At 66.3% G+C, this 11,872-nt stretch carries 12 protein-coding genes; 1 reads left to right on the top strand and 11 read right to left on the bottom strand.

What is annotated here, in order from left to right:
* Positions 1 to 65 precede the first annotated feature (65 nt).
* The 5 genes from M9H71_RS04940 to M9H71_RS04960 all read right to left on the bottom strand — a co-directional run bounded on the left by M9H71_RS04940 (position 66) and on the right by M9H71_RS04960 (position 5,612).
* Complete coding sequence (locus M9H71_RS04940; protein WP_455403974.1) at positions 66 to 2,225, bottom strand: anthranilate synthase component I; 2,160 nt, start codon at positions 2,223 to 2,225, stop codon at positions 66 to 68.
* A gap of 247 nt (positions 2,226 to 2,472) precedes the next feature.
* Positions 2,473 to 3,117, bottom strand: coding sequence for a hypothetical protein (locus M9H71_RS04945; RefSeq protein WP_455403975.1), 645 nt, complete (start codon positions 3,115 to 3,117; stop codon positions 2,473 to 2,475).
* The gene (locus M9H71_RS04950; RefSeq protein ID WP_230762406.1) at positions 3,117 to 3,530 is read right to left on the bottom strand and encodes a RusA family crossover junction endodeoxyribonuclease; all 414 of its coding nucleotides are present in this window, start codon (positions 3,528 to 3,530) and stop codon (positions 3,117 to 3,119) included. The genes M9H71_RS04945 and M9H71_RS04950 overlap by 1 nt, the downstream gene beginning before the upstream one ends.
* A gap of 115 nt (positions 3,531 to 3,645) precedes the next feature.
* Positions 3,646 to 4,266, bottom strand: coding sequence for a class I SAM-dependent methyltransferase (locus tag M9H71_RS04955; RefSeq protein WP_455403976.1), 621 nt, complete (start codon positions 4,264 to 4,266; stop codon positions 3,646 to 3,648).
* A 23-nt stretch (positions 4,267 to 4,289) separates the two neighbouring features.
* Positions 4,290 to 5,612, bottom strand: coding sequence for an ABC1 kinase family protein (locus tag M9H71_RS04960; RefSeq protein WP_455403977.1), 1,323 nt, complete (start codon positions 5,610 to 5,612; stop codon positions 4,290 to 4,292).
* A gap of 479 nt (positions 5,613 to 6,091) precedes the next feature.
* Here M9H71_RS04960 and M9H71_RS04965 point away from each other — a divergent pair, with 479 nt between their 5' ends.
* Entirely contained in the window at positions 6,092 to 6,268 is a 177-nt protein-coding gene (locus M9H71_RS04965) for a hypothetical protein (protein WP_455403978.1), read from the top strand.
* A 28-nt stretch (positions 6,269 to 6,296) separates the two neighbouring features.
* On the opposite strand, the gene M9H71_RS04970 is transcribed toward M9H71_RS04965, so the two are convergent.
* The 6 genes from M9H71_RS04970 to M9H71_RS04995 form a co-directional block, all read right to left on the bottom strand.
* Complete coding sequence (locus M9H71_RS04970; RefSeq protein ID WP_011160033.1) at positions 6,297 to 6,515, bottom strand: alkylphosphonate utilization protein; 219 nt, start codon at positions 6,513 to 6,515, stop codon at positions 6,297 to 6,299.
* Positions 6,516 to 6,649: 134 nt separating this feature from the next.
* Positions 6,650 to 7,333: an OmpW/AlkL family protein gene (locus M9H71_RS04975; RefSeq protein ID WP_455403979.1), complete on the bottom strand. Its 684-nt coding sequence runs from the start codon at positions 7,331 to 7,333 to the stop codon at positions 6,650 to 6,652.
* Between the two features lie 230 nt (positions 7,334 to 7,563).
* Positions 7,564 to 7,824 (bottom strand): hypothetical protein, encoded by a 261-nt coding sequence (locus tag M9H71_RS04980; RefSeq protein WP_455403980.1) that lies wholly within the window; start codon positions 7,822 to 7,824, stop codon positions 7,564 to 7,566.
* Between the two features lie 179 nt (positions 7,825 to 8,003).
* A complete protein-coding gene (locus M9H71_RS04985) occupies positions 8,004 to 9,914 on the bottom strand; it encodes a propionyl-CoA synthetase (RefSeq protein WP_164606491.1) in 1,911 nt (636 codons plus the stop codon).
* A 168-nt stretch (positions 9,915 to 10,082) separates the two neighbouring features.
* On the bottom strand, positions 10,083 to 10,820 hold the full coding sequence (locus tag M9H71_RS04990) for a tetratricopeptide repeat protein (protein ID WP_455403981.1): 738 nt from the start codon (positions 10,818 to 10,820) through the stop codon (positions 10,083 to 10,085).
* Positions 10,821 to 11,004: 184 nt separating this feature from the next.
* Positions 11,005 to 11,808, bottom strand: a complete 804-nt coding sequence (locus M9H71_RS04995) for an SDR family NAD(P)-dependent oxidoreductase (protein ID WP_455403982.1) — start codon at positions 11,806 to 11,808, stop codon at positions 11,005 to 11,007.
* Positions 11,809 to 11,872: the final 64 nt, after the last annotated feature.

The following is an 11,872-nucleotide window of genomic DNA, read 5'->3' on the forward strand; positions in this document are numbered from 1 at the left end:
GGTGGTAGCAGAGCTCCCCCGGCGGGCCTTCGATCTGGATCAATCGCGGATGCCGGCCATTGGGCTTAGGCCGGCTGGCCGAGACGAAAGGCATTTTCGACGATCCGCAGCCCGACCTCGCCGCCGAGCGACATCAGCGACTCGGGGTGGAACTGGACGCCGCCGACCGGCAGGGTCTTGTGCTCGATCGCCATCGCGATGCCGTCGTCGGTGGAGGCGGTGACGGTCAGATCCTTGGGCATGTCGCGCATGTCGACATAGAGCGAGTGATAGCGGCCGATGGTGACCTCGTTCGGCAGGCCACGCATCAGCGTGCCGCCGCGCACCTGGATCCGCGACGGACGGCCGTGCGCCGGCTGCGCGAGCTGGCCGAGCGTGCCGCCGAAATATTCGCCCATCGCCTGGACGCCAAGGCAGACGCCGAAGATCGGCAGCTTCTTGGCGAGCGCGGCGTCGATCGTGTCCTTGATCTTGAAGTCCTCCGGCCGGCCGGGGCCGGGCGACAGCACCAAGAGATCGTAGGCGTTCTCGGCCAGCATCTTCAGGCCGTGGATATAGCGCACCACGGTGACCTGGGCGCCGACCTGGCGGAAATAATCCGCCAGCATGTGCACGAAGCTGTCGTCGTGATCGACCAGCAGCACCTTCTTGCCCGAGCCGGTGGCGTCCGGCGCCACCGCCGACAACGGCTTGGCCGGATCGCCGCGCAGCGCCTGGAACAGCGCCGCGGCCTTGACCTGGCATTCCTTGTCCTCGGCGACCGGATCGGAATCGAACAGGCAGGTGGCGCCGACGCGCACCTCGGCGAGGCCGTCCTTCATCCGGATGGTGCGGATGGTCAGACCGGTGTTGATCGAACCGTCGAACCCGACCGCCCCGAATGCGCCGGCATACCACCGCCGCGGGCTGCGCTCATTGTCCTCGACGAACTGCATCGCCCACAGCTTCGGCGCGCCGGTGACCGTCACCGCCCAAGCGTGGGTGAGGAAGGCGTCGAGCGCGTCGAAACCCGGCCGCAGCATGCCCTCGACGTGGTCGACGGTGTGGAACAGCTTCGAATAGGTCTCAATCTGCCGCCGCGCCAAGACCTTGATGGTGCCCGGGACGCAGACCCGCGCCTTGTCGTTACGGTCGACGTCGGTGCACATGTTGAGCTCGAACTCGTCCTTCTCCGAGTTCAGGAGCTTCTGGATCTGTTCGGCGTCGCTGATGGCATCGACGCCGCGGGCGATGGTGCCCGAGATCGGGCAGGTCTCGATCCGGCGGCCATCGGAGCGGACGAACATCTCGGGCGAGGCCGACACCAGGAATTCGCCGTCGCCGAGATTGAGCAGACCGCCATAGGGCGACGGATTGATCCGGCACAGTCGCTTGAACACTTCGGCCGGCGAACGCTCGCACGGCTCGCCGAACAACTGGCCCGGCACCGCCTCGAACAGGTCACCGCGGGCGAACGCCGCGCGCGCCTTCTCGACCACCTTGGGGTAGTCGCCGGGCGCGTGGTCGGCGAAGCCCTGCCGGCCGGTCTGGGTGTAGACGCTCTCGGCGGTCTCGTTCGGCAGCCCGGCGGTGAACTGCCCCTTCCAGGCGAATTCGTAGGCGATGCTGACACCGCGGCCGGTCGCGCGGTCATAGGCCAGAAGGCGATCCGGCACGTACAGCACGATGTCGCGCTGGTCGGCTTCGCGGGCGCGCTTCTGCTTCAGGTCCTCGAACTGGAACACCAGATCGTAGGCGAAGGCGCCATACAGGCCGAGCATCGGATCGGCCGGCGAAGCGAACGCGGCGATGACGGCGCGCACCAGCGAGATCGCGCTGGCACGGCGGGTGCGCTGCTCCTCGTCGACCGGCGCCTCGCCGCGGACGATATGGCCCCTGATCTTGGTGGCGCAGGCCTGCTCCACCACCACGCAGGGCTCTTCCAGCCTGTCGGACAGGAACGCGATCAGCACCCGGCCGCGCGGATTCAGCGCCTCGATGGTGAAGGTGTCGGCCTTCGTGGTCAGCGCCAGCGGAGGATCGGCGAAGCCGAGGTCGAAACTCTCGTAACGGCCCGGCACGGTTGTGCCGGACGACAGTATCACGCCGCGGCGGTGATCGAGCAGGTCGATCAGCTCGTCGAGCGCCTGGCCGCCGGCAAAGGGCTCGGCGCTGCGCGTCACCGCGAGGCCCGCGGCGGTCTTGTAGTCGCTGGTCGCGGGAAGCGAAAAAACGGTCCTGTTCATGGCATCCTCTTAAGCAACTTGCCGGAGGAACGCCACACAGGACAAACGAAAGCCGCCTCGCGTGGCGGCCTCAGGACGATCGGAAATTAACGGGATCGCACGGCCACCTCTGGTTACGAGGTGCGCCACCAACGACGTCTGAGCTGAGGGGTCGGGCGGAACGTGCGCATGGGCGGCAGACGATCACTCCGGCCGGGCGGAGTCAAGGGGCGGTCGGCAGGAGGCAACCAAGACTAAAGGGGGACGATTACGCATCGACCGGTGCCATCTCTGCCAATGTCGAGAGGATTGTGATCACCTGCTGCAGCAGTTCATCATCAACCACGGCGTCGATCGCGCCATGCGCGACGTCGTTTCTGATCGAGCTTGCGCGACGAAGAATCCGCGCCTCATCCGGTGTCACAATCCCTTCAGACGCCAGCACTTCGACCAAGCGCGCCGGGGGCTGGGGCCGGCCGAGCTGCGTCGGGAGCAATGCTCTGCCGATCGCTTCGAACGTTGCCCAAGCCATCATCAATGAAGGCAACCGGTCGCCCGCCGCTCTGAGAGAATCGACCTTGCGTATTGCGTCGAGGATGAGCGGCCGCGATGCTATCAACAGATTGGATCGAGGCGACAGCGGAGGCGCATAGATTATCCGCAGCTCCCAATCGTCCTGATCCGCGAACAGCGACTGAAGGCTCTCTGCCTTTCGGCCACCATCATCGCCTCGGACGACCTCAATCGCGACCTTCCTGCCGTCTCTCATGGCGATCGCATCAGGCTGATACGACTTCATGAATGCCGGCAACAGAGATGGCGAAGGATGCACATAGACCTCGTAGCCCTCGTCTCGATAGCGAGGGAGCACCAGTTCGATCACTTCCCGCTCGGCGACGTCTGTGCTCGTCATCAGTTCAACTCTTCGAACGGATCGTCGGACAACCGGACATAAAGAACAGGCTTCTCGCCCCGTAACGCCGCTTCTAAGGTAGGGCTTGGGGCCGCGAAGGGGAAGATGCCCTCCGGCTCGAATTTCTGGACGACGACGCGATGGACCTGCCGGTCATCCAAGTAAATATGGCCTCCGAGAGCATCCAGGATCGGCTTGACGATATTGTCGATGTCTCCTGGCATCTCGGTCGGAGGAAAGTAGAAGAGCGTCGCCGAGATCGGGCGGGCGGTCGCGAAATGACCTTCCGGCAGCGCCACCCGGCTCGCGCCGATCACCTGGCTCTTCCATTGATCGAGCGACTGGCGCCGTTTGGCCTGCAGCGAAACCGGCGTATCTGCCACAATGAACTCGATCGGAAATTCGATCTCCAAAGCCGCCCCCCTGCCTCGGTCTCGCGGAGACTAGATCATTTCGGGTTCCGGCTGAATTAGAACATAGGCGCTTAATTGGCAGGTCGGCGCGGCTTACTCACGCGAGCCGTCCCCGTTACCCCGGCTTGCGCGCCACGATGTAGGGGCCGTGGGGGTTGGTGCCGAATACCCGTTCGTCGGCGATCTCGAAGCCGGCGTCGCGGATCGCCTGGCGTAGCGCGTTGCGGGTCAGCGCCTGGGCGCGGGGAAACAGGCCGATGCCGCGGAGGACGAAGAACAGCGCGCGCAGCTTGAAACTCATCTCTGCGAAGCACCAGGTCTTGCTGATCAACAGGCCGCCGGGCTTCAGGTGGGCGTGGATCTGCGCCAGCGTGCCCGGCATGTCCGGCACCAGATGCAGCACCTGAAAGGCGCAGATCGCATCGAACGGGCCGCCGTCGAAGGCGGTGGCGGCATCGGCCTGGACGAAGCGCAGATTGTCCGGCGCCGGCTTAGCGCGGGCGATCCGCAGCATCTCGGCCGAGAAATCGGTGGCGATCCATTCGGCGGCATGCGGCGCCAGCCGGATCGCGGCGGAGCCGGTGCCGCAGCCGATCTCCAGCACCCGGTCGGTCGGCCGCAGCCGGCCCGCCGCATCGGCCAGCATGGCGTCGAACGCGGCCGGATCCTTGATCGGCCGCGCCGCGTAGCGGTCGGCGACCTTGTCCCAGAATTTGGCGTTGGCGGCCTCGGCCATGGGCGGCTCCTCCCGACCAGTCGTTACAGATACGGCTCGATGATGCGGCGCAGATCGACCCGCGCCCGCATCCGCGTCGCCAGCATGTAGATCCCGCCGAACTTGCGCTGCAGGAACAGCGTGTCCATCGGCGGGATGCGGAAATGCGCGCGGTCCGACGCCATCGCCATGCCGGCGTCGCGCATCCGCATCGCCAGATCGCTGCCGCCGAAATCGAACGGCGTATCCTGCCGCAGCGGCTGCAGCGACATCTCGAACATCTCGAGCATCGCCTGCTCCAGCCGCGCCGGCCCATCGTCGGCGAGGAAGCCGATGTCACGCGCCGCGGCGCGGATGCCGGCGCGATCGCCGTTCAGGCCGGCGCGCAGCAGGCGGCGATACAGCTCGGCGAACTCCGGCGGAAAGGCGCGGGTGGCGCCGAAATCGAGCAGCAACACCTGCCCGGTCGCCGGCGCGTAGCGATAATTGGCGAAGTTCGGATCGGTCTGCATCAGCCGGAATGCGAACAGCTCGCGGAACAAGAGGCCGATCAGCAGCGTAAGCACGCGGTCGCGCTCCGGCTGCGCCGCCGCCGCGAGGCCGTCGATCGGGCGGCCGTCGACATAGCTCATCGCCAGCACGTTCGGCGTCGTCAGATCGGCGTGAAGCTCGGGCACGCGGAATTCCGGCCGGTCGGCGAGCAGCGCGCCGAATCTCGACAGGCATCGACCCTCGCGCTCGTAATCGGCCTCTTCGTGCAACTGGCGCTTGGCCTCTACGACCATCGGCGCGATATCGACGCCGCCCGGCACCAGGCCGGCGACGCGCATCAGCGCCGCGACATTGTCGACGTCGGAATTGATGCTGCGGCGGACGCCGGGATACTGCACCTTGATCGCCAGATCGCGGCCGTCCTTGGTCCGCGCCCGATGCACCTGGCCGATCGAGGCCGCCGCGATCGGCGCGGCGTCGAATTCGGCGAAGCGCTGCTGCCAGTTGCGGCCCCACGCCTCGGTCAGCACCCGCCTGAGCTGCGGCACCGGCATGTGATGCGCTTCCTGACGGAGCCGGCCGAGGATCTCGGCCAGTTCGGGCGGCAGCATGTCGCCGGCGTCCATCGAGATCAGTTGGCCGACCTTCATCGCCGCGCCGCGCATCTGCGCCAGCCGGTCGGCGACCTTCAGCGCATTGGCCGGCGTCAGCAGCAGTTCGTCGAGCCGTGGGCGCTGGCCGCGCACGAGCTGGCCAGCCACATCGGCGGCGACGTTGCCGGCGATCGACGAGGCCAGTCCGCCGAGCTTGGCGAGCCGCGACAGCCGCGAACTCGGCACCGCGACGGCTCTGCTCTCGATCTTCCGATGCGGCATCGTGGCTCCTTCGAAGGGCGGCACCAGGCGACAATGGATGGGATGACGCGGGGCGAGCAAGACAGGGTCCACCCCTGTCGCTGACATCTTGCTAACGCGGGTGACGCGGCAGCGTCTGTGACCATGTCACGCCCGACGTCATCCCCGACCGCAACGCCGTCGAGGCGGGTTGGGATCGCAGCGGAACGCCCACGCGGCTCGCGCATTGTCGCTGCGCATGCCGGGTGACAACCGGCCGCAACGGAGATGGCGGACGTGGCTCATTTTGCCGGTTTCTGGCCACGACACCAACGCATCGGTACGCGCTGACGCCTAACCCGTTCCCGGCATGCATCATCCGCGGCCCGGGTTCCGCATTGGGGACAGCGGAGACAACTCATCGGCCATCGCACAGACGCCATATTCGAACAGAATTTCCGCCCCAATCAGGGCATCGGATTTCGGTTCTACGACGCGTGGACTGATCTGCGAGTAACCCGATGGCCAACAGACTTGATCAAAAGATCGACCGGATCGTCGCCGAGAACGGCGACAGCCTGCACGATGCGCTGCGGGCGCTGATGCGGGTCAACGAATGTCTCGAGGCCGAGCTGGAGCGGCTGCGCGCCGTGTCGGTCGGCGATCGGCCGAGCGCCGAATCCGGCTCGTTGCACTGAGCGGCCGGCGGGTTGCGCCGGTCCGGGCTCACGCCTTTTTCAGAAACTCGGTGCGCAGCACCAGGCCCTTGATCTTGTCGGTACGGCCTTCGATCTCGTCTTCGCTGTCGGTGAGACGGATGCCGCGGATCATCGTGCCGCGCTTCAGCACGGTGGACGAGCCCTTCAGCTTCAGGTCCTTGATGAGGGAGACGTTGTCGCCGTCGGCGAGCAGCGCGCCGTTGCAGTCCCTGACTTCGATGCTCATGGGTCGGTTCCTTGTTCGGTGGCGCAAAGCCAAAGCAGGAATGCCGCGCCCGCGCAATGCTGCGGCGGGCCGCATCCAAATGAAAAGCGCGAGGCGGATCGCTCCGCCCCGCGCTGTGTTGCAGGCTGAAAAGATCAGAACCGGTAGGTGATGCCGGTGCCGATCAGCCACGGATCGAGATTGACCTTGCCGGTCACGGCGGTGCCGCCGGCGACGCCGCTCCACTCGGGGCGCAGCCACAGCTTCTTGACGTCGACGTTCCAGCCCCAATGCTGGTCGATCATGTAGTCGAAGCCGATTTGCACAACAGGCGCAAACGCGTCCTTGAGATGGCTTTCGGTAACTACGCCGCCCGCGGCGCTCTGGCTGAAGAAGAAGGTGTAGTTCACGCCGGCGCCGACGTAGGGCTTGAACGCGCCGAAGTCGGTGAAGTGATACTGCAGCGTCAGGGTCGGCGGCAGCAGCCAAGCCTTGCCGACATCCACGCCAGGGGCGCTGGAGAATGCAACGGTGTGGCGAGTGACGCCGAGGATCAATTCGGCGGCGATGTTCTTGGTGAAGAAGTAGGTGATGTCGAGCTCGGGGACGATCGCATCGGAGGTCTTCAGCGACGAGCCGGGCACCTGGTCGACATAGCCGGAATCGCGCGGCACCACGCCGAGGGCACGCAAGCGGATCATCCACGGGCTGGACTCAGCCACCACCGGCGCCTTGTAGATCGGCCGGGTGGCGAGATCGGCAGCGTCGGCGGACGCCGGCGCGAGATTGAATGCCGCCGCCAAAGCCAGCGCCGACACTGCAGTCAGAAACTTGGTCATAAGTGCCCCTTTTGAAGCTCGGTCGCGTGAGCGGGAAACCCACGCTCAAGGTGCACAGATGCCGCCGCGGGGCGCGGCGGTTTGACTTGGATCAAATCGAAGGTAGGCCGCTGCGGCATTGCGACGCGCGTGACTTTTCGGTCACGGATTTGTGTACCGCCGCGCGAAGGGCTCTGCCGATTCCCGCGACACAGCCGCCGTTCTACAGACCCGCCGGCCGATGCAACCCGCTACGGCCGCTCCGGATTCCGCATCATATACTCGCCCAGATTGCGCTGGGCGCGGTTGGCGCGGCTGATCGCATTGGAACGCTGCACGTCGCGGTCCTTGCGGCAGGCGACGTATTCGGTCGAGCCGACCGCACCGCTGTTCTGCCGGCAATAGGCATCGTCGTCGCCGAGATCGGCCGGCGCATCGTTGCGGCTGGCGCAGCCGGCTAGCGCGAACGCGGCGAGCGACAGGACGATCAGACGTTTCGAGGTTGACGGCATCCAAGGTCCCCAGAGCACGGGTCATTCCGGGGCGCTCGCGAAGCGAGCGAACCCGGAATCTCGTCGCAACAACATCGGGATTCCGGGTTCGCTCGCTTCGCGAGCGCCCCGGAATGACGTTGCGGGGCTCTGTCTAACCTGAATTGCGGAGTTTGTAAGTCCGCAAGTCAGGTCCGCCCTCAGCTATGGCTCTTCAGCGCCGAGGAGATGTCGTCGAGGGCGGTCGGATCCTCGATCGTGGCCGGCATCGTCCAGGCATCGCCGTCGGCGATCTTCTTGATGGTGCCACGCAGGATCTTGCCGGAGCGGGTCTTGGGCAGCCGCGGCACGGTGACCGCCAGCTTGAACGCCGCCACCGGGCCGAGCTTGTCGCGCACCAGCTTGACGATCTCCTTTTCGATCTCGGCCGGGTCGCGGGTGACGCCGCTCTTCAGCACGATCAGGCCGCACGGCACCTCGCCCTTGATCGGATCGTTGATGCCGAGCACGGCGCATTCGGCGACGTCCGGATGCGAGGCGAGAATCTCTTCCATGCCGCCGGTGGACAGCCGGTGACCGGCGACGTTGATGATGTCGTCGGTGCGGCCCATCACGAAGACGTAGCCGTCTTCGTCGACATAGCCGGCGTCGGAGGTTTTGTAATAGCCGGGGAAGTCGGCGAAGTAGCTCTCGCGGCAGCGCTCGTCCTGCTGCCACAGCGTCGGCAGATTGCCGGGCGGCAGCGGCAGCTTGATCACGATCGAGCCCATCGTTCCGGCCGGCACCGGCTTGGCGCCTTCATCGACGACTTCGAGCTTGTAGCCGGGCATCGGCACCGTCGGCGAGCCGTGCTTGACCGGCAACAGCCCGAGGCCGACCGGGTTGCCGGCGATGCACCAGCCGGTTTCGGTCTGCCACCAGTGATCGATCACCGGCACCTTGAGCTGCTGTTCGGCCCACTCCACCGTCGGCGGATCGGCACGCTCGCCGGCCAGGAACAGGGTGCGGAATTTCGACAGATCGTATTTGCGGATGAAGTCGCCGTTGCCGTCCTCCTTGCGGATGGCGCGGAACGCGGTCGGGGCGGTGAACAGCGCCACCGCGCCGTGCTCGGCGATCACCCGCCAGAACGCCCCGGCGTCCGGGGTGCCGACCGGCTTGCCTTCGTACATGATCGAGGTCGCGCCGTGGATCAGCGGGCCGTAGATGATGTAGCTGTGACCGACCACCCAGCCGATGTCGGAGGCGCACCACCACACCTCGCCCGGCTTGACGCCGTAGAGATTCTCCATCGACCATTTCAGCGCGACGAGGTGGCCGCCATTGTCGCGGACCACGCCCTTCGGCTTGCCGGTCGTACCGGAGGTGTAGAGGATGTAGAGCGGATCGGTGGCATCGACCGCGACGCAGTCGGCCTTCTTACCGGCGGCGAGCGCCTGCTCGCGCAAGCTCGCCCAGTCGTGATCGCGGCCCGGCTTCAGCTCGCAATCCTGCTGCGGCCGCTTCAGAATGATGCAGGCTTCCGGCTTGATCGAGGCGAGATCGATCGCTTCGTCGAGCAGCGGCTTGTACTTGACGATCCGGCCAGGCTCGATGCCGCAGCTCGCCGATACGATCAGCTTCGGCTTGGCGTCGTCGATGCGGGTGGCGAGCTCTTTCGCCGCAAAGCCGCCGAACACCACCGAGTGCACCGCGCCGATCCGGGCGCAGGCCAGCATCGCCACCATCGATTCCGGGACCATCGGCATGTACAGCAGGACGCGGTCGCCCTTCTGCACCCCGAAGTCCTGCATGATCGCGGCGAGCGTCTGCACTTCGCGCAGCATCTCGGCGTAGGTGAATTTGGCTGTGGTGCCGGTCAGCGGCGAGTCGTGGATCAGCGCGAGCTGATCGGCACGGCCGTTCGCGACGTGGCGATCGAGCGCGTTGTAGCAGGTGTTGACCTTGGCGCCGGGAAACCAGCGGCCGTACAGGCCGAGCGAGGCATCGAACACCTTGGTCGGCGGTTCGATCCAATCGATTTCCTTCGCGACCTCTCCCCAGAAGCCCTCCGGGTCGGCCAGCGAGCGGGCATGAACCTCGCGGTAACGGCTTTTGTCATGGATAGTCATGGCGTCACGCTCCCGTGGATCTCAGGCGGTTTGCCCGCCATGTCCGGCTTTTAGGCGCGGCATGCAACCCCGCCTTTGTTCCTAATCAAGCCGCGTCCATTGGTCTGGTCCGGCCCGGGCGGACATTGTGGCGAGGGCCGGCGGGTTGCAAGAGAGAACCAGCCGCGTCTAGCCGCCGGACAATTGCCGCAGCCGCGCCTCCAGCACGGCGCGCAGATCGTATCCGGGGCGGCCAAAGCCGGTATCGCGCGTGGCCACGAACGCGCTATGCGCCTTCTTCAGCGTCCGGAGCGCCGCCGCCTGGCCGGCGCTGTCCCGTAGCGCCCGGCGGTACAGCGCATCGATGCGGCGATCGAGATCCGCCAGCGCCGGATCGGCGCAGATCGCCTTGTCCACAGGCTTGCGGGCACGGCTGCAGTCGAAGCTGGGCTTGCCGGCCAGCGCCTTCTGCACGCCGGCACGTTCGACCTCGAGGGCCAGGGCCTTGTGATTGGCACGCGCGGCGACGTGGTCGGGATTCAGTCTCAGCGCGGCTGCGAAATCGGCCAGTGCCTTGCGCGCGTCGCCCTTGCCGCGCCACAGCTCGCCGCGGGCATTGAGCGCATCCGGCCGCTTCGGATCGACCTGGAGCGCATCGTCGTAATCCGCGATCGCCCGATCGACCTGACCGCCCCGGGCATAGGCTGCGGCCCGCGCCAGCAGCGCCTTGCAGCGCTCCTTCTTTTCAGCCTCGCGACTGTCGATCACCCGGCTGCACAGCGCGATGGTGCGGCGATCGTCGGGCATGTTCGCCGCGGCCAGGCACGCGCCCGGATCGGCGGTCGGATCGTCCAGCGGCTCACCGCCGGTCGCGAAGGCGGGCGACACGGCGATCAGTAAACTCGCGGCAATGAGAACAGCGCGCATCGAAATGTCTCGTAGCAAACGGCCTCGGCGTATCGTCAGACCCCGGTCCAATCCAGAGGCCCCGAATGCGGCGCTGGATTGCTTCGTCGCGGAGCTTGTGCTCGGACGGCGTGAAGCGCCGATCCGAGTGCTCCTCGCAATGACGACCTTGAGGCAAGCGCACAGCGCAATCAATCGCTTGCGCTCAGTTCACCTTCAGCGTCAGGCCGCCGTCGACCACCAGCTCGACGCCGGTGACGTATTTCGACTCGTCGCTGGCGAGGAACAGTGCGGCGTTGGCGACGTCCCAGGCTTCGCCCATGTGGCCCATCGGCACCTGCGCGTCGCGGGCGCGCCACATCGCGTCGACGTCGCCGCCCGAATAGCTGGCGGCGAGGCCGGCGGAGTGCGCCACCATCGGCGTCTTCATCAGCCCCGGCAGAATCGCGTTCACCCGGATGTGGTCCTTGGCGTACTCCACCGCGGTATTGCGCGTCAGCGCATTCATCGCCGCCTTCGAGGCCGCGTAGCTGACATAAGCGATGCCGAGGTGCCGGATCGACGCGATCGACGAGATGTTGATAATCGATCCGCCGCCCTGCCGCTGCATCACCGGGATCACATACTTCATCGCCAGATAGGCACTCTTGAGGTTGACCGCGAATACGCGATCCCAATCGGCCTCCGCGACATCGACGACTCCGCCGGTTTCGGCGATGCCGACATTGTTGTCGAGCACGTCGATGCCGTCCCACGCCTTGACGCAGGCCGCGATCATCGCCTCGACGTCGGCGGCGCGGCTGACGTCGGCGGCGAACGCGATGCCGCGCCCGCCTTCGGCCTTGATGATGTCGACGGTTTCCTCGGCGGCCTCGATGTTGCGATCGACGCAAAACACCTGCGCACCCTCGCGCGCAAAGGTCACCGCTGTCGCCTTGCCGTTGCCCCAGCCGGGACCGATCGAACCTGCGCCGACCACCAGCGCGGTTTTGCCGTTCAGACGTTGCATACTTCTGGTTCCACTACACGTTACGCCGGTCGCGAGCGCAGACCCGCGCCGACACGTGGCCGAC

It is taken from the genome of Rhodopseudomonas parapalustris, from assembly GCF_053772255.1.